Below are 14,953 nucleotides of genomic sequence, written 5' to 3' on the forward strand. Positions count from 1 at the left end.
CCTGGCCCTGCATGTTTTTGTATGACATGCATCGTACACCAGCGGCAGGCCGGCCTACCACTCCGCGACGCTGCCGTCGGCGTGGCGCCAGACCGGGTTGCGCCAGTCGGTTGCCGCGCGGCTGGCCTCGATCACGCGTTCCTCGTCGATCTCGACGCCGAGCCCAGGCTTCGGCAGCGGCCGGATCCAGCCGGACGACAGGAGGAAGTCTTCCTTGTTCTTCACGTAGTCCAGCAGCTCGGCCCCCTGGTTGTAATGGATGCCCATGCTCTGCTCCTGCAGCACGGCGTTGTGCGCGACGAAGTCCACCTGCAGGCAGGACGCCAGCGCCACCGGCCCGAGCGGGCAATGCGGCGCGAACGCGATGTCGTGCGCTTCCGCCATCGCCGCGATCTTGACGCATTCCGTGATGCCGCCCGCGTGCGACAGGTCCGGCTGGACGATGGCGAGACCGCCCCGCTCGAACACGCGCTTGAAGTCGAAGCGCGAGTACATCCGCTCGCCGGCCGCCAGCGGGATCGACGTCGCGTCGGCCAATGCGCGGTAGTACTCGTCCTGCTCGGCCAGCACCGGTTCCTCGACGAACAGCGGCCGGTACGGCTCCAGTTCGCGCAGCAGCACCTTCGCCATCGGCGCGGACACGCGGCCATGGAAGTCGACGCCGAATTCGATCTCGGAGCCGAACTTCGCGCGCACCTCGGCCACGCGCGCGACGGCCTGGTCGATCTTGCGCGCGTTGTCGATGATGCCCAGTTCTTCGGTGCCGTTCATCTTGAAGGTGTCGAAACCGGCTTCGCGCAGCGCGCCGATGCCCGCGATCAGCTCTGCGGGACGGTCGCCGCCCACCCAGCTGTACGTCTTCATGCGGTCACGCACGAGGCCGCCCAGCAGCTCGTAAACAGGCTGCCCCAGCACCTTGCCCTTGATGTCCCACAGCGCCTGGTCGACGCCGGCGATGGCGCTCATCAGGATCGGGCCGCCGCGATAGAAGCCCGCGCGGTACATCGTCTGCCACAGGTCGTTGATGCGCCCCGGATCCTTGCCGACGAGGTAGTCCGACAGTTCGTGCACGGCCGCCTCGACGGTGCGCGCGCGCCCCTCGATGACAGGTTCGCCCCAGCCGGTGACGCCTTCATCAGTCTCGATCTTCAGCAGCATCCAGCGCGGCGGGACGCGGTAAGTGGTGAGTCGGGTGATTTTCATGGCGGCCAGTGTAGCCGCGCCCGGGCCGCCGCATGCATGCGCAATCGCGGGGGATCTATACAGTTCCGATATAGACCGCGGTCAGGCCAGTCCGTACTGCCGGAAAATGCGCTTGTGGGTACCGTCGGCGACCAGTTCCGCCATCGCCGCGCGCCAGCGGGCCGCTTCCTGCTCGCCGATATCGCGCGAGCCCGCCAGCCAGGCGGTGGTCGTCCGCACGGACTCACCAAGATGGAAGTCCTTCTCGACGCCGCGCATCTCGAGCGACCGATGGATGATCGCGCGCTCGCCGAACACGGCATCCGCCATACCCGCGAGCAGGAAGCGGTGCACTTCATCGATGGACGATGCCTCCACCAGTCGCCGGAACCCCAACTCGCGCAGAATGGCCGATTGGGCCGCGCCGCGCAGCAGGGCGATGCGCTTGTCCGTCATGCCCTGCGGACGGTGGACGTCGAAGTCGCTCCCCTTGTGCGCCATGAAAATATAGTTTTCCTCGTACAGCGGCGCGAGCCAGTGGTATCGCCGCTCACGCTCGGGCAGCCGGGTCACGGGGAAAATCGCGGAATTCGGCGTCGTGGCAGCGACATACAATGCGCGCCGCCAGGGCATGAACTCGATGTCCGGCACCACGCCGAGGCGCTTGCAAAGCGCGTCCACGAGTTCGCGCAACGCGCCAGGCTGTTTGTCGCCCGGCGCCATCACCAGCGGCGGCAGGTGCGCCGTCACGATATGCAGCGGCGCCTGCCCGGCGTGGGCGCCGGCACCGCTCGCGGCGCCTAGCGCCAGCAGCAACACATCCCGTCTCGTAATCAATACCGTCCCCGTCTTGTCAGCAGGCGCCATCGTAACGCAGGTTACACTGGAGCGAACAGCAACAGGAGCATCGATGCGTTTCAATATCTACGGCCGCTTCCACGTCGACGTCCGGCGCGAGAACGACGCTTGGGCCGTGTATCGCGCGGTTCCCGGCAAGCGGACCCCGTTCGAGGAAGTCGTCATTCCAGCGGACGTGCCGGCGGACGAGCTGGCGACGTGGCTCGACGATATCTTTCACGAATATGCCGGGCACGGGGACATGGTCGAACCGATCCCCGATTGAAGGCCAGGTGACAATCCGCGCCTTTTCGCGCGCCTCAAAATGCTATGCTCCGCCGCCCCTGATCGCCACGAACGGATCGCATCGTCGGCCTGGCGCTGCTGACCGTGAACTTTGCCATTCACCGCCTGTTCGGCTGGATGGCGGGCGACACGATACAGGATACGGTGCAATCGATCCCGTTCCTGCCCCAGCTGCTGCTGTGCATCCTGTGCGCGGACCTGGTGCAATACTGCACCCACCGTGCCTACCACGAGATTCCTTTCCTGTGGCGTTTCCACGCCGTGCATCATTCGGCGAAAACGATGGATTGGCTGGCCGGCTCGCGCCAGCACATGGTGGAACTGATCATCACCCGGGTGGGCGTGCTGGGCGCCCTGTACGTGCTCGGCTTCGAAAAGAACGTCATGGACGTGTATATCGTCGTGGTCGGATTCCAGGCCGTCTTCAACCACGCGAACGTGCATTTGCCGTGGGGTCCGCTGAAATACGTGATCGTCACGCCGGATTTCCACCACTGGCACCATTCGTCGGACGACGTGGCCATCGACAAGAATTACGCCGCGCATTTCGCTTTCATCGATCACATCCTCGGTACGGCCGTCAAAGGCCAGACGGGCTTTCCCGAGCAATACGGCGTGGTCGGCGATTATGTACCGGACGGTTTCACCAGGCAGCTGATGTTTCCGTTCCGGTCCCGCAAGGACGACTGAGCCGTCAATTTACCGCGGTCGTCACGGGCGCACGCCCGCGTTTGCGCGCCTCCGCCCGTTTCCTCGCGAGCCTGTTCCTGACCCACATCCAGCCGCCGGACAGCGACATCAGCGCGAGCGACAGGCCGAACAGGACGTTCAGCACGCGGGTCGCCGTCCCGCCGTACGCGCCGGTATGCAGCGGATAGAACCAGGCATTGATGCGCGTGGCCAGGTTCGATTCGAGGACGTTGTCCGTCCGCAGCAGCCTGCCGTCGTACCGGTCGAAGTGGACGAACGTGCGGCCGATCTGGTGGATTTCTCCGGGCAGCCGCATGCGTACCGTCACCGCGCCGTTCGGCGTGGCGGGCATCATCAGGCGCGTGATCCGTCCCCCCGGGAACGCCGCTTCGGCGCGCCGGACCATCGCGTCGAGCGACGCGGGCGGCCCGGCGCGGGATGACGAGGCCGGCGCGGCCTGTTTCGCCCCCGCGCCGGTGAGGGCGACCAGCAACGGCTCCGTCAACACGCCGGGCAGCGCCAGCGCCGCGCCGCTCCCGGCGATCACGACGAGGAACACGCCCGTCACGCTGCCCGCCACTTTGTGGACGTCCAGCCAGACACGCGCGGCACCCGCATCCCATTTGACGGTGAATGCCTGGCGCCAGCGGCCGCGCCGGGGCCACCACAACCAGACGCCCACGACGATGAGCAGCACGGCGGCCAGGCCGAACCAGCCGATGACCGCCCTGCCCGTCTCGCCCGACAGCAGGTTCGTGTGCAGGTCGACGAGGATGCCCATCAGCGAATCGTGCGTGTCGCGCAGGCCGAGCACGTGGCCGTCGTGCGGATCGAGGTACGCCCGCATGCTGCTGCCCCGGTACCAGACCTCCACGGCATCCCCTGGCGACGCCGGCAGGACGAGCATGCGCACCGGGTCGCGCGGCCAGGCGTCACGGGCGCCGGCCGCCAGGGTGTCGACGCCAGCGCCGCCCGGCCGCGGCTCGACACGGCGCAACTCCGGGTGCGCCGCCCGGTCGAGCTCGCCATCGAAGGTAATCACGGCGCCCGTGATGCCGCTCATGACGAGCACGACGACCGCCGCCAGCCCGACATACCGGTGCAACCATGAGATGAATCTGCGCATACCCCCTCGTTGTTTCAATGCGAATCATTCTCATTATAATTTACAGTCCAATGTATGTGGGGTAAGATCTAACTTTTCTTTCTATCAACACTTGATGATGTTTTATCGTAAGAAGACGGTCGTCCTTGCCATCGGACTGTATTTCGCGCTGTCGGCACGCGCGCAAGACACGGCAGACATCACCGCAGCGCCGGCGATGACGGTGGGTCTGGTCACGGTGGTCGGCAAGGCAACGGGACCGCTGGCCACGCGCAATGTCCTGACGTCGGTCGACGTCCTGGACGAGAGCAAGATCGCGACGCAGGCGGTCAGCCACAACTGGCAATTGTTCGGCCAGCTCCCCGGCGTGATGCTCACGCAATACGGCCAGGGCACCACGTCCGGCAAGATGTCGATCCGCGGCTTCACGGGCGAAGGCGAGATCAACGCCGTCAAGCTGCTGATCGACGGGATACCCAGCAACAGCAACGATGGGATGATGCCCTACCTCGACCTGGCGCCGCTGCTGGACATCCGCGCCGTCGAGCTCGTGCGCGGCACGAACGATCCCCGCTACGGCCTCCACAACATCGCCGGCAACGCGAACGTCGTGACAAAGATCGGAGGCAACTACGGCGCGGCGCGCCTCGGCTACGGCAGCTTCGACACGCGCGATGGGCAGGCGGCACTGGGCGTCGACCGCAACGGGTTTTCCCAGAACTACGCCGCGAGCTGGCAAAAGACGGACGGCTACCGCGCCCACTCGGATGCGGACAAGTCCACCTTCTCGGGTAAATGGTTTTATTCGCCCGACAACGGCACGAGCCGGTACGGCCTGATCGTGCGCCACCATGAAGTGCGCGCCGACGAGCCGGGGTTCCTGACGGCTGCGCAAGCCCGCGCGGACTGGGAACAGTCGCTGCCGCACAACGCCACCGACCGCGGCACGCGCCGGATGGACCAGGTGGCCCTGCAGGCCGAGACGGCGCTCGGCCGCCAGCTGTTCTGGACGGCGCAGATCTATCACAATGCCTTGAACGACCACCGCTACGTGACCTTCTCCGCCGGGGTGCGCCAGCAGGAACGCACGATCGAGGAAAACCACACCGGCGCCTCGACGACGTTGACGTGGCGCCCGACCGGCCGGCTGCGTGTCGTCGGCGGGATGGACACGGAGCGCCAGGACAACGCCAGCCAGCGCTGGTTCACGGCGAGCGAGGTGCGGCAATCCCAGACCCGCGACCAGCAGTTCGACCTGAACACGGCAGGCGGCTTCGTCCAGGCCATCTACAAGCCGGTCGCCGACCTGACCATCACCCCGGCGCTGCGCGTCGACAGGCTCACCGGCAGCTACACGAACCTGCTGGACGGCCGCGTCTACGGCATCAACGACTATGGACTGATCCGGCAACCGAAGTTGTCCGCCGTGTACCAGGTCAACGACGCCTGGTCCGTGTACGGGAACGTCGGCCGCACGTTCCAGATCGGCATCGGCACCGCCACCTACAAGGTCAACCAGACCAGCGACCTGTCGCCGTCGATCAACGACGGCTGGGAGACCGGCGTCAAGTTCCGGCCCCTGCAAGGCGTGGAAGGCCGCCTCGCCGTGTGGGAGCAGTATGCGTCGAACGAAGCGCGGCGCAAGATGAACGACCCGGCCAACGATGCCGAGAACATCGGCGAGACGCGGCGCCGGGGCGTGGACCTGCAGCTGAACGTGCAGCCGACGGCGCGCCTGGGCGTGTGGGTGGGCGCCGCCGTGCAACGGGCGCGCATCGTCAAGGCGGACGCCGCGTCGATCGCCACGCAGGGCAACGAGATCGATCACACGCCGCACCTGCTGTACAACGCGGGGGCGGACTACAACGTCAGCGACGTGCTGCGCCTGTCCGGTTCGATCAATGGCCAGAGCGATTACTTCCTCGACCGGACCAACACCACCGGCAAGTTCGGCGCGTATGCCATCGTCAACCTGTCGGCCGCCTACCGCCTCGGGAACAACCTGGACGTGGAGCTCCAGGTCCGCAACGTGGCGGACCGCTACTACGACTACGTGTGGCACGACGGCGCGCAGTCGCTGCACGCGCCGGGCAGTCCGCGCAGCGTCAACCTTATGCTGACCAGCCGCTTCTAGTTGAGTCACATCAAACGAGCTTCAGCATCGTAGCGCATGCTTGACGGGTGCGCGCCAGCCACCCCGTCCCCGGACGGGGGACTTCGGCGACCTTATTCATCCCGGAAATCTTGGTCCAGCCATGAAGAACAAGCGCTCTCCGTCGGGTTTCTCGATCTTGTTCTTCCTGGCGTTTCTCGTCGCGCTCTTCCTGTTATTCACGCCTTTCGAAGAATCCGGCACCCGCGCCACGATGCTGCCGAAGTATCTCGCGGCGGGCGTGGCCATGGTGGCCATGTCGCCTCTGGTGTTCCTCGGGAAGATCCGGATGAAACTGCCTTCCCTGCTCGTGGCGACGCTGCTGTTCACACTGGTTTTTCACGTGGTCGTCGTCAAACCGGTGCCACCGCAATTCGTCCTGCTGATCGCCGCCAACCTGGCGTTGGCCATCGCGATCTTCGAAGCGCGATTTTCGTACAGGAGGGAATTCGAGGCGGCGCTGGCATGCCTGATCGGGATAAACGTACTGACGCTGACCATCCAGGTGATCCTGTACTATTTCGTCACACATTCGATCTACGACGTTCATCAACTCGTGTTCGGAACGGAAAGCCGGGTCACCGAGGAATACTTCAACATCGCCCGCTTTGCGGGCCTGCATGTGGAGCCCGGCACTTACACCAACTACGTATCGTGCATGCTGGCCATTTACGCGTTTTCGGCCGAGTTCAGCAAAAAGCGCATCGTCCTGGCGGTCGGAACCATCATTTCCGTGCTGATGACGCATGCCGCATCCTCGATCTTTTTCGTTTCCGTGCTGTTGCTGCTACTCGGCTGGCTGTGGCGCAAGCGCATCGGCTTACTCGAGATCGTCATCGCACTGTCCGTCGTCGTTTTCTACATTTACGCCTCCAATTTCATCGACCACCTGATGACCCGCTTCGGCGGCCACGATCCCAGCCTGTCGTTCAAGATGCAGGGCATAAACACCTACCTGGATGCCGGCGTGGAAGAGAAGTTCACGGGGTTCGGCTATGGAGCCGATCCGTGCATCGGATGCCATTACCAGGACATCGGCGTCATCCTGAACCTGGTCAGCCGCGGCGGCATCATCGTGACGTTGCCGTTGGCGTTGATCCTGCTGCGCATATTCGCTCTGCACGGCCTCATCCTGGCGACGTTCATCGTCCTGATCCCCGCGTATTGCATCATGTATTTCTACGAGGCACCGATCTGGATATTCCTCCTGTTTGCGATCTCGAGCAGACAGATGCTGGACAAGCGCGGGCAACCCGGCGCGCGAAGTACCGTACCGGGGGCCATCGCGCCCGCAGGCATGGTCGCGCACCACTGAATCCGCCGCGTCGAGCTTCACGCCATGACACGCGCCAGAGTCAACGAGATCGATCTTTTGCGATTCCTGGCGGCGCTCGCCGTCGTCTTCTTTCACTACGCCTACCGCGGGCCGGCCGGCGGGTTCTCGGCGATGCCGTACCCGCTGCTGGCGCCCGTCGCCGAATACGGCTTCCTCGGTGTCGAACTGTTTTTCATGATCAGCGGGTTCGTCGTCCTGATGACCGCGGCCGCCAGCGCGCGCCTGCGCGACTTTTGCATCTCCCGCATCGTACGGCTTTACCCCGCGTTCTGGACGTGCTGCACGATCACCTTTCTCGCCAGCATCGCACTGGCCGCGCGACCCGACGTCACGTTCGTCCAGTACGCCGTCAACATGACGATGGTCGCCGACCTGTTCAGGGTGCCGCTGCTGGAAGGAGCTTACTGGTCGTTGCTGGTCGAGATCCGGTTCTATGCGCTGGTCGCTGCGCTCCTGGTCATCGGGCAAATTCACCAGGCGCAGCGCTACCTCGTCATGTGGCTGCTGGCATGTACCGCGCTCGCACTCCTCTCGCTGTTCCCGGACGCGTCGGCGCCGGCAGGCGCGCTGCATGTCGTCCGTACCCTGCTGATCTTCGATTACGCGGCGTATTTCATCGCCGGCGCCACCTGCTTCCTGATCTGGAAAAAAGGTGCGGCCATGAGCAGGTTGACGGTGCTCGCGGGCGCCTGGGGCCTCGCCCTCTTCCAGTCCGGGGTTATCGTGCGCAAGGTGCGCGCCGAGAACGCGATGTCGACCCTAAACGCCGGTATCGTCATCGGCATCCTGACCCTGTTCTTCGTGGTGATGCTGCTGATTGCATTGGGGCGGACAGGCGCGATCGCCCGCCATCGCTGGCCGTTGGCCGGGGCGATCAGCTATCCCCTGTATCTGCTACACCAGAACATCGGCTATCTCGTGTTCAACCGCTTTTATCCAACTGTAAACGCCCATCTGCTGTTCTGGGGCATGATCGCCGCCGTGCTCGGCGCCGCGTACGGCGTGCACGTTCTGGTCGAGCGGCGGTTCGCCGCGCGCATGAAGACTTACCTGACGGGGGCGCTGATGAGCGTCCCGGCTCCTGCAGCCAAGAAATAAAACCACGACATTCTCGTCGTGACCATTCGTGAGAATTTTTATATCGTTCTCTTGCTATCCTGCATACCGTGGCCACGCCGGCCAGGCTTGCGATAGAAAGAGATCGATCCGTGTTCAACATACCTGCCACCGTACCCGCACGCCGTGCCATCCTCGTCGCGGCAACCGCCACATTGCTGACGTCGTGCGGCGGTGGAGGCGGCTCACCGGATACGACGGCGCCGAGCGCGCCGCCGGTGAATAACCAGGCCATCGTCCTGTTGGCCAACAACCCGACCGGCAATTACCTCAGGGGCGCCATCGCGGTCGGCCCTGACGACACATTGTTCGTGGCGAACGACGCCAACGCCACGATTTTCAAATTGACGCAGGACGGCGTCGTGTCCGGCTTTGTCGGCAAGGATGGCGTGCCCCCGGGGACGGATGGAACCGGCAGTGCGGCCGGCTTTACGAAGCAGATCGCGAAGCTTCTTTTCGATAAGAACAGCCAGGTGCTCTACGCCCTGGACGGCTGGGGCTTGCAAACTTATGACGGGTCGCCTGCCATCGCCCTGCGCCGCATCACGCTGGACGGGGTCACCAGCACGATGTCGCTGTCGAGGTTCCCGACGCATGCGCCGGCCAACCGTCTCCTGCCGCAGAACCTGGGGGACAATCCGTCCACGCTGGCGCTTGGCCCCGACGGCACGTTGTACGCGACGACCGCGATCATGGCTGGAGGAGGCTCCAGCACTCCCGCCACCGGGAGCCACGAAGCGCAACATCGCGGCTGGCGGACCGTGGACAGCAACGGCGGCGGCCGCCTCCTGTTCGTCCAGGAGTCCGGCTCGTTCGTGCCGGGCTATTCCGACCCAAGCCCTCCTGTGAGCTATCAGTTTCCGGCCGATTTGAGCGCCACCGCCGGGATGCTGGGCGTGGCCTTGACGGGCCTTGCAGTGGACCGCGCCGGCAACGGCTATATCTCGGATTCGAAACGCCACATCATCGTCAAGGTCACCCCGGGCGGCTCGGCCAGCATCTTCGCGGGCACCGCCGACAAACCCGGCGCGGCCGACGGTACCGGCACGGCGGCGCAATTCAACGGGCCGGGAGAGATGGTGATCGACAAAGCGGACAACCTGTACGTCGTCGACGGCGGCAACCAGACGATCCGCAAGATCACGCCGGGCGGCGTGGTCACGACCGTGGCCGGCCAGGTCGGCCTGTGGCAGACGCGACCCGGCCCCCTCCCCGGCGGCCTCAACAATCCAGGAGGCCTGGCGATCGACGACAAGGGCCGTCTCTATGTGACCGTCTCCGACGGCGTGGTCCGCGTGCAACTGCCCTGACGGGTCATTCCTGCGGCGCAGTCCAGACCAGGTTCCACAGATGGCCGTCGAGATCCTCGAAGCCCTGGTCGTACATGAAGCCATGATCCTCGGGCGGGTGCGGAATCCGCGCACCCGCCGCCTGCGCCCGGGCGATCAGGCTGTCGACCTCGTCGCGGCTTTCGCAGCTCAGGCAGATGATCACCTCGTTGGCGTCGCGCGCCCGCACGGCCGGCTTGTTGATGAGGGACTCGAAGAACGCTTCCGTCATCAGCATGACGTGCAGGGTGTCGTCGACGACGTTCATGAACAGCGCGTTCTCGTTGCTGTAGCGCGGATTGATGGTGAAGCCGAGCGCCGAAAAGAAGGCCTTCGAACGGTCCAGGTCCTGCACCGGCAGGTTGAAGATGATTTGCTTGTTCATGATGTCCTCTTGTCATAATGTTGGTTGGAAAACGGGTCCCGCACCCTGACGACGAACGGCACCCCACGACTTCGACATCGAACATGCAAATTCTCCTGACCGGCTCCTCCGGCTGGCTTGGCCGCTTCCTGTCCCCTTTGCTGCGGCAGGCGGGCCACGTCCCGCTCGGCCTCGACGTGGCGCCCGGCCCGCACACCGACGTGGTCGGCAGCGTCGCCGACGCGCCGCTGGTCCGGCGCCTGTTCGCCGATCACCGGTTCGACGGCGTGATCCACGCGGCCGCGCTCCACAAACCCGACATCGCGCGCTATCCGCGCCAGGCGTTCGTCGACGTGAACGTCACCGGGACGCTCAACCTGCTGGAAGCGGCCGTGGCCCACGGCGCGAGCCGGTTCGTGTTCACGTCGACCACCTCGCTGATGATCACGCAGGCCATCCGCGCCGAGACCGCGCCCGCCGCCGTCTGGCTGGACGAGACGAGCGGACCGCTGCAGCCCCGGAACATCTATGGCGTGACCAAGCGCACGGCCGAGGAGCTGGCGCGGCTGTTCCATGCGGACCACGGCCTGCCCGTGATCGTGCTGAGGACGGCACGATTCTTCCCGGAAGAGGATGACACGCACGACCATCTTGCCGGCGAAAACATGAAGGCGAACGAATTCCTGCACCGCCGCCTGACCGTCGAAGACTGCGCGCGCGCGCACCTCGCCGCGCTGGAGAAGGCGCCGGCCATCGGCTTCGGCCTGTACGTCGTGTCGGCGCCGACGCTCTTCGACCGCGCGGAGGCGGCCCGGCTGAAGACGGACGCGCCGGCGGTGATCGCCCGGCACTTCCCGGACGCGGCCAGGCTCTACGCGGCCCGGGGCTGGTCGCTGCCGGCCAGCATCGGCCGCGTGTACGACGCGGCCGCGATCGAACGCGACCTGGGATTCCGCTGCCGGACCGACTTCGCAGCGGTCCTCGCCGCACTGCGCGCAAACCGGCCGCTTCCCTTTGCCCACGATCCGGCTTACACGTCGCCGATGCTCAGATCTTGAAATCGTCCAGCGAGCGCCCGCTGGCCAGCGCCTCGGCGATCCAGCGCGGCTGGCGCCCGCGGCCCGTCCAGGTCTGGCCGCTGTCGGCCGGATTGCGGTAGCGCGGCGCCGCGGTCTCGACGAGCGCGTCGAGCGGGATGCCCGCGCCGGCCGCGAGCGCGTGGATGCGGTCGCGCGCCCGGTCGCGCTCGTCGCGCGCGCGGCGCTTGATCTCCAGCTCGATATCGAAAAGCAAACCTTTCAGTTCGGCGAGGTCATAGCCGTTGAGATCGATCGGCGCCATGGGGAAACATCCTTTGCCAGGAGGGGAACGCGGGCCTCCATTTTACTATGTCGGCGCCCGTGCAATATGTGAACTGCAACGTAGTCGTCGCGCCACATTCCACAAAAATGAAAATTTCCGTGAGGAATTTAGTGTTACCATTCCCCCGGACACTCGCCCCAACACCCGGCGAGCGCCTTCCTTGCGGCCCCTGCCCCGCCGCCGTTCACACCACCTGGAACGGCCATGCTGATGACCAAGACGATCTCGGAAACTTCTCGCCTCGCGGCACTGACCGCGCTCGACTTGCTGGATACCCGGCCGGAGCCCCGCTTCGACCGCTACACGCGCCTGGCCGCGTTGACCTTCGGCGTGCCCATCGCACTCATCACGCTGGTCGACGACAAGCGCCAGTGGTTCAAGTCGCGCTGCGGCCTCGACGTGGAACAGACGGCCCGCGAGGATGCCTTCTGCGCCCACACGGTGGCGCATTGCGAGACGTTCGTCGTCGAGGATGCGGCCGCCGATCCGCGCTTCGCCGGCAATCCACTCGTCAAGGGCGAGCCGCACGTCCGTTTCTATGCCGGGCAGCCCCTCTTTTGCGACGGCCACGCCGTGGGCACGCTGTGCATCGTCGACCGCAACCCGCGCCGCTTCTCCGACGCGCAGCGCCAGTGCCTGCGCGACCTGGCCGACCTGGTCCAAGTGGAGCTGAACCAGGCCCGCGTCACGACGGCGCGCGTGATGGCCGAACAGGCCCTCAAGTCGCTCAACGCGGAACTGGAGCAGCGCGTGACCCAACGCACGGCGGAACTGGAAGCCCGCCTGGCGGACCTCACCACGGAAATCGCCCAGCGCAAGGCGGCCGAGACGCTGCTCCGCGATGCCGAAAGCTGGAACCGGACGATCGTCGCGACGTCGTACAGTGCGTTCGTCGGCGCCGATCCCGAGGGCCGCATCACCGAATGGAACCCGGCAGCCGAACGGATCTTCGGCTGGCGCCGGAGCGAGGCCGTGGGCCGTTCGCTGGCGGACCTGATCGTGCCGGAAGAACTGCGCGCGGCGCACGTCGAGGGCATGCGCCGCTTCACGCAGACGGGCTTCAGCACCGTCGTCGACCGGCAGGTCGAACTGCCGGCGCTGACGGCGAGCGGTCGCCGCATAACCATCGAGATGAAAGTCGGCGCCTACGAATGGCAGGGCCGGCGCTGCATCGGCGCGTTCATCGACGACGTCTCTGAACGCAACCGCACGCGCCAGCAGCTCGACGAAAAGCAGGAATTGCTGGACGCCGTGCTGGAATCGATCGACGTCGCCGTCGTCGCCTGCGACGCCGAGGGCAGCCTCACGTTGTTCAACAAGAAGGCCCGCATGCTGCACGGCCTGGACCGCGCCTGCGTCAAGACGGCCGACTGGCCGACGCATTACGCCCTGTACGAAGCGGACGGCCACACGCCGCTCGCGCCGGACGAAGTGCCGCTCGCCCGCGTCCTGCGCGGCGAGGTCGTGCGCGAACAGGCGATGGCCATCGCGCCTCCGGGCCGCCCGGCCGCCACCCTGCTGGCCAGCGGCCGTCCGCTGAAAAGCGCCAACGGGCGGATGCTGGGCGCCGTCGTGGCGATGACCGACATCACCGAACGCAACACGGCGCGCGAACAGCTGGAAGCCAGCGAACGCCGGCTGCGCGCCATCACGGAAAACCTGCCGGCGCTGATCGGCAAGGTGAACGCAGCGGGCAAGTTCGTGTTCCTGAACGGCCGCGCCATCCAGTTCTACGGCAAGGCGGCCGAAGCGCTGATCGGCCACGACGTGCGCGACGCCTATTCGGCACACGAATACGCCAAGCTCGAACCACACCTGCGCCGCGTCCACGCGGGCGAATGCAGCACGTTCGAGGACGTCATCGAGGTGAACGGCCGCCAGCTGCATTACCAGTGCATGTTCGTGCCGCAGCGCGCACTGGACGGTACGCCGGACGGCTATTACGCGATGGCGTTCGACATGACCGCCCGCAAGCTCTCCGAGCTGCGCCAGGCCGAGAGCGAGGAGCGCCTGCGCACGATCACCGACAACGTGCCGGTGCTGATCGCCCACCTGGACGCCGACCGCCGCTATGCGTTCGCCAACGCCGTGCACGCGTCGTGGCTGGGCGTGCCGCCGGAGCGGATCCTCGGCCTCACCGTCGAGGAAGCGTTCGGCCCCGGCTTCTACGCGCCGCAGGCCAGGGCGCTGGAGCAGGCCTGGCTCGGCAACGCGTCGCAGTGCGAACACGAGATCGTGCGCAAGAACCACACGCGCATCGCCCACTCGACGTTCCTCCCGCAGATGCGCGACGGCCGCGTGCTCGGCGTGTACATCCTGACGACGGACGCCACCGCCTCGCGCATGCACGAGCGCAGCCTGCACGCGCTGGCGCACACGGACCCGCTCACGCAGCTGCCGAACCGGCGCCGCTTCGAGCAGGCGCTGGAAGGCGCCGCCAACCGCTCGCGCCAGGGCGACCGCGACTGCGCGCTGCTGTACCTGGACGTGGACTTCTTCAAGCAGATCAACGACCGCTACGGCCACGCGACCGGCGACGACGTGCTTGTGGAGTTCGCGCGCCGGCTGCGCACCAGCGTGCGCTCGACCGACCTCGTCGCGCGCCTGGCCGGCGACGAATTCACGGTGCTGCTGCACGACGTGCGCAGCGACGCCGACGTCGAACGCGTCGCCCGCAAGATCCTGGACGCGATCGCGCAGCCGTTCGCGGCGGCCGGCCGCACCCTGAAAGTCGGGACGACGATCGGCATCGGCCTCGCGTCCGGCGGCAGCGTCGACCCGCGCGCGCTGATGGAAACGGCCGACCGCGCACTGTACGCCGCCAAGGAAGCCGGCCGCCACACCTACGCGGTCCTGCACACGGGGGAGTACGCCTGACAGGCTGGCGTCAGTGGAACACGCCGACGGCGAGTTCTGCCCACGCGAGGAGCAGCCCGAGCGCAAGCAGGCCGCCGACCAGCAGGCGGCCAGCCCGGCCCGCGATGCGCCGCTTCGCGAGTACGTAAGCCAGGCCGGTTCCGGCCAGCAGCGCTCCGCCGACGAGAAAATCGCCGGCGCCCCAGTCGACCTCGTGCGTGAAACGCATCGCCACGGCCGGCACGAGCAGGATGGCCAGCGTGGCCAGCAGCACCCGGCGCACATCGCTGCGCACGGCGTCGACATTCGTCGTCATCAT

13 protein-coding genes and 1 pseudogene are annotated in these 14,953 nt (G+C 66.1%); 8 read left to right on the forward strand and 6 right to left on the reverse strand.

The window, feature by feature from the left end:
• Nucleotides 1-54: 54 nt before the first annotated feature.
• Together dgoD and QPK29_RS00145 are read right to left on the reverse strand one after the other, a co-directional pair.
• Nucleotides 55-1,203: a galactonate dehydratase gene (gene dgoD, locus QPK29_RS00140; protein WP_371769198.1), complete on the reverse strand. Its 1,149-nt coding sequence runs from the start codon at nt 1,201-1,203 to the stop codon at nt 55-57.
• Between the two features lie 81 nt (nt 1,204-1,284).
• A complete protein-coding gene (locus tag QPK29_RS00145; protein ID WP_400189704.1) occupies nt 1,285-2,019 on the reverse strand; it encodes a substrate-binding periplasmic protein in 735 nt (244 codons plus the stop codon).
• Nucleotides 2,020-2,092: 73 nt separating this feature from the next.
• Between QPK29_RS00145 and QPK29_RS00150 the strand changes: the two genes are divergently transcribed.
• Both QPK29_RS00150 and QPK29_RS00155 read left to right on the forward strand, forming a co-directional pair.
• Nucleotides 2,093-2,305: a DUF7661 family protein gene (locus QPK29_RS00150; RefSeq protein ID WP_160408194.1), complete on the forward strand. Its 213-nt coding sequence runs from the start codon at nt 2,093-2,095 to the stop codon at nt 2,303-2,305.
• An 80-nt stretch (nt 2,306-2,385) separates the two neighbouring features.
• Nucleotides 2,386-3,015: pseudogene (locus QPK29_RS00155) on the forward strand (sterol desaturase family protein); the annotation flags it as partial.
• 4 nt (nt 3,016-3,019) lie between these two features.
• On the opposite strand, the gene QPK29_RS00160 reads toward QPK29_RS00155, so the two are convergent.
• Complete coding sequence (locus QPK29_RS00160; RefSeq protein ID WP_371769200.1) at nt 3,020-4,141, reverse strand: PepSY-associated TM helix domain-containing protein; 1,122 nt, start codon at nt 4,139-4,141, stop codon at nt 3,020-3,022.
• Between the two features lie 94 nt (nt 4,142-4,235).
• Here QPK29_RS00160 and QPK29_RS00165 point away from each other — a divergent pair, with 94 nt between their 5' ends.
• The 4 genes from QPK29_RS00165 (at nt 4,236) to QPK29_RS00180 (ending at nt 10,034) form a co-directional block, all read left to right on the forward strand.
• Nucleotides 4,236-6,254 (forward strand): TonB-dependent receptor, encoded by a 2,019-nt coding sequence (locus QPK29_RS00165; protein ID WP_371769201.1) that lies wholly within the window; start codon nt 4,236-4,238, stop codon nt 6,252-6,254.
• 121 nt (nt 6,255-6,375) lie between these two features.
• Nucleotides 6,376-7,587 (forward strand): hypothetical protein, encoded by a 1,212-nt coding sequence (locus QPK29_RS00170; protein WP_371769202.1) that lies wholly within the window; start codon nt 6,376-6,378, stop codon nt 7,585-7,587.
• 24 nt (nt 7,588-7,611) lie between these two features.
• A complete protein-coding gene (locus QPK29_RS00175; protein WP_371769203.1) occupies nt 7,612-8,706 on the forward strand; it encodes an acyltransferase family protein in 1,095 nt (364 codons plus the stop codon).
• 110 nt (nt 8,707-8,816) lie between these two features.
• A complete protein-coding gene (locus QPK29_RS00180) occupies nt 8,817-10,034 on the forward strand; it encodes an NHL repeat-containing protein (protein ID WP_371769204.1) in 1,218 nt (405 codons plus the stop codon).
• A gap of 4 nt (nt 10,035-10,038) precedes the next feature.
• Here QPK29_RS00180 and QPK29_RS00185 read toward each other — a convergent pair whose 3' ends face one another.
• Nucleotides 10,039-10,437 carry a VOC family protein gene (locus QPK29_RS00185; protein WP_160408183.1) on the reverse strand — a complete coding sequence of 133 codons (399 nt, stop codon included), beginning with the start codon at nt 10,435-10,437 and terminating at the stop codon, nt 10,039-10,041.
• Nucleotides 10,438-10,520: 83 nt separating this feature from the next.
• Between QPK29_RS00185 and QPK29_RS00190 the strand changes: the two genes are divergently transcribed.
• Entirely contained in the window at nt 10,521-11,474 is a 954-nt protein-coding gene (locus QPK29_RS00190) for an NAD-dependent epimerase/dehydratase family protein (RefSeq protein ID WP_371769205.1), read from the forward strand.
• Here the strand turns inward: QPK29_RS00190 and QPK29_RS00195 are convergent.
• Nucleotides 11,464-11,757 (reverse strand): H-NS histone family protein, encoded by a 294-nt coding sequence (locus QPK29_RS00195; RefSeq protein WP_371769206.1) that lies wholly within the window; start codon nt 11,755-11,757, stop codon nt 11,464-11,466. The two genes, QPK29_RS00190 and QPK29_RS00195, sit on opposite strands and share 11 nt — an antisense overlap.
• Before the next feature lie 225 nt (nt 11,758-11,982).
• Between QPK29_RS00195 and QPK29_RS00200 the strand changes: the two genes are divergently transcribed.
• On the forward strand, nt 11,983-14,655 hold the full coding sequence (locus tag QPK29_RS00200; RefSeq protein WP_371769207.1) for a sensor domain-containing diguanylate cyclase: 2,673 nt from the start codon (nt 11,983-11,985) through the stop codon (nt 14,653-14,655).
• A gap of 10 nt (nt 14,656-14,665) precedes the next feature.
• On the opposite strand, the gene QPK29_RS00205 is transcribed toward QPK29_RS00200, so the two are convergent.
• Nucleotides 14,666-14,953: a hypothetical protein gene (locus QPK29_RS00205; RefSeq protein ID WP_200948949.1), complete on the reverse strand. Its 288-nt coding sequence runs from the start codon at nt 14,951-14,953 to the stop codon at nt 14,666-14,668.

This window comes from Massilia orientalis, assembly GCF_030411975.2.
Classification (GTDB): domain Bacteria; phylum Pseudomonadota; class Gammaproteobacteria; order Burkholderiales; family Burkholderiaceae_D; genus Telluria; species Telluria orientalis.

Excerpts from the sequence above, each read along its gene's own strand:
- QPK29_RS00160 (WP_371769200.1), bottom strand. The coding sequence starts at position 4,141 with ATGCGCAGATTCATCTCATGGTTGCACCGGTATGTCGGGCTGGCGGCG.
- QPK29_RS00190 (WP_371769205.1), top strand. The coding sequence starts at position 10,521 with ATGCAAATTCTCCTGACCGGCTCCTCCGGCTGGCTTGGCCGCTTCCTG.
- dgoD (WP_371769198.1), bottom strand. The coding sequence starts at position 1,203 with ATGAAAATCACCCGACTCACCACTTACCGCGTCCCGCCGCGCTGGATG.
- QPK29_RS00170 (WP_371769202.1), top strand. The coding sequence starts at position 6,376 with ATGAAGAACAAGCGCTCTCCGTCGGGTTTCTCGATCTTGTTCTTCCTG.
- QPK29_RS00205 (WP_200948949.1), bottom strand. The coding sequence starts at position 14,953 with ATGATGACGACGAATGTCGACGCCGTGCGCAGCGATGTGCGCCGGGTG.
- QPK29_RS00200 (WP_371769207.1), top strand. The coding sequence starts at position 11,983 with ATGCTGATGACCAAGACGATCTCGGAAACTTCTCGCCTCGCGGCACTG.
- QPK29_RS00175 (WP_371769203.1), top strand. The coding sequence starts at position 7,612 with ATGACACGCGCCAGAGTCAACGAGATCGATCTTTTGCGATTCCTGGCG.
- QPK29_RS00150 (WP_160408194.1), top strand. The coding sequence starts at position 2,093 with ATGCGTTTCAATATCTACGGCCGCTTCCACGTCGACGTCCGGCGCGAG.
- QPK29_RS00185 (WP_160408183.1), bottom strand. The coding sequence starts at position 10,437 with ATGAACAAGCAAATCATCTTCAACCTGCCGGTGCAGGACCTGGACCGT.
- QPK29_RS00195 (WP_371769206.1), bottom strand. The coding sequence starts at position 11,757 with ATGGCGCCGATCGATCTCAACGGCTATGACCTCGCCGAACTGAAAGGT.
- QPK29_RS00165 (WP_371769201.1), top strand. The coding sequence starts at position 4,236 with ATGATGTTTTATCGTAAGAAGACGGTCGTCCTTGCCATCGGACTGTAT.